Annotated in this window: 4 protein-coding genes; 2 read left to right on the forward strand and 2 right to left on the reverse strand. The window is 36.9% G+C overall.

Features of this window, described 5'->3' with window-relative positions; all coding sequences use genetic code 11:
• Positions 1 to 123 precede the first annotated feature (123 nt).
• Entirely contained in the window at positions 124 to 258 is a 135-nt protein-coding gene (locus DXA93_RS19005) for a hypothetical protein (RefSeq protein WP_005348500.1), read from the forward strand.
• 47 nt (positions 259 to 305) lie between these two features.
• Here the strand turns inward: DXA93_RS19005 and DXA93_RS17495 are convergent, their stop codons facing one another.
• Positions 306 to 914 carry a hypothetical protein gene (locus DXA93_RS17495; RefSeq protein WP_005348504.1) on the reverse strand — a complete coding sequence of 203 codons (609 nt, stop codon included), beginning with the start codon at positions 912 to 914 and terminating at the stop codon, positions 306 to 308.
• Positions 907 to 1092 carry a hypothetical protein gene (locus tag DXA93_RS18840; RefSeq protein ID WP_014080774.1) on the reverse strand — a complete coding sequence of 62 codons (186 nt, stop codon included), beginning with the start codon at positions 1090 to 1092 and terminating at the stop codon, positions 907 to 909. Before DXA93_RS18840 ends, DXA93_RS17495 begins: the two co-directional genes overlap by 8 nt.
• Before the next feature lie 337 nt (positions 1093 to 1429).
• Here DXA93_RS18840 and DXA93_RS17505 point away from each other — a divergent pair.
• A partial coding sequence (locus tag DXA93_RS17505) for a recombinase family protein (protein WP_147399566.1) occupies positions 1430 to 1658 on the forward strand: 229 nt, incomplete at its 3' end.

A 1658-nucleotide genomic window follows, 5' to 3' on the forward strand; every position in this document is an offset into this window, starting at 1 on the left:
ATTCAAGAAAATGCGGATATTTTTAAATTGATTGTGTCAATTTACAATCAATTTCTATTCAATGTGGTTTTCCGGCAGGTTCTGTAAAATAAGCTCAGATCAAAACAATAACGGGAGGAGCTTATGCAACAGAATATTGAATTTGAGCGGTGCATTGATTTTCTGGTACGGATGATTGATAAGTACGGCGCTGAAGTCCTCCGGGAGTTGGAGGAAGAAAAACAGAATAAGGAAGAAAAAGAAGCGGCAGTTTCCTGAAATACAAAATGTAAATCAGACTGTCGCTTTTTTCATGCATTTTTAAATCAAATAAATTTTAAAAGCTGATGCAGAGTGTGTGGCTCATTATTCTGAGAAGCGGTAATACGCGTATCAAATGGCTTGAAATGATTCTGCGTATAAAAGCTCAGAAGAAATTCATTATCTTCGCATTCAAGAAACTCCATAACGCCACCTACGGAATATTTGAGACTGGATATGGTTTCCAGTGCAAATCCCAGTAGAATATTTCCAGGAATTCGTTTTTCCTTTGGAAGAGAATAGTTCTTTCCCAACTGGGCGATCAAGTAAGCTGCGGTAGTATAGGATTGTGTTTCTTCATCCAAAATACTGACACGGGACAGTTTTTTTGCCATTGTCTTGCTGATATTTGAAGCACGGACAGAGATTGGTTTTATTGTAAGTGAAAAATAACCAACCAGTGAAGCATCTTCAGCATCAAATACCAGATAAGTGATAGATTGATCTTTTTTGGTAAACTCAATCGCATTATGTAATAAAAAGTATTCCACATCGGGATTTTTGGGACAAGAAAAATCGGAGAGTAAGTCGTAAAGACTTTCCTCTCCGATATATGTCGGTTCGTCTTTATCCAAATATGCCCGAATATTAACGGTAAAATATTTATCAGACATGTTTTTTCTTCCTTTTTGACATTAAAGCTAAGATTTCCTGTGGGTTCGTTAACTGACGTCCGGGAAGTGTCTGCTTTGGTGTGCGGTCACGGTCGGCTTCGTCAATTGCTGCGACAAAACGCTTTACGCTATTTGGATTGGATACGACAAAATTATGAGTAATACTTGAAGTAGCCATACTAACACCTCCTCTTTTTTGGCTTTTTTGTGTATTTATAGTATATGCAATGTGTGATAAAAACACAATATCGAAAACAAAAATAATTTCTAAATAATTTTCAAGCCGGACATTTATTAGACGCTTCCGGTAAGCGAACAATATTTTCGAGCCAATCATTTATAAGTCGCCAATGGTGGGCGGGCAATATTTTGATAACAGAAATGCTCTGTATCTAACTTAATTATACGATTGGCGAAGAAATGCGTCAATACGGAGAATAAGTATTGAAAATAGTTGGAACAAGTACTAAAATAAGGTTGGGACAATAAAACAGAGTTATACTGCGAGGAAGATTATGAAGAATAAAAAGATTAAATGCGATATATATACCAGAGTATCCACAACCATGCAGGTAGATGGCTACAGTCTGGATGCTCAGAAAGAAAAACTCAAGAGATATGCGGAATTTCAGAACATGGAAATCGTAAATGAGTATTCCGATGAAGGTAAGTCTGGAAAGAGCGTAGAGGGCAGACCGGAATTTCAGAGAATGTTAGATAATATTGAGAATGGAACAGATGAGG

The sequence above is a fragment of the Blautia sp. OF09-25XD genome (genome assembly GCF_003482095.1).
Taxonomy (GTDB): Bacteria; Bacillota; Clostridia; order Lachnospirales; family Lachnospiraceae; genus Fusicatenibacter; species Fusicatenibacter saccharivorans.

Coding starts and splice junctions, on each gene's coding strand:
- DXA93_RS19005 (WP_005348500.1), top strand. CDS start 124: ATGCAACAGAATATTGAATTTGAGCGGTGCATTGATTTTCTGGTACGG.
- DXA93_RS17495 (WP_005348504.1), bottom strand. CDS start 914: ATGTCTGATAAATATTTTACCGTTAATATTCGGGCATATTTGGATAAA.
- DXA93_RS18840 (WP_014080774.1), bottom strand. CDS start 1,092: ATGGCTACTTCAAGTATTACTCATAATTTTGTCGTATCCAATCCAAAT.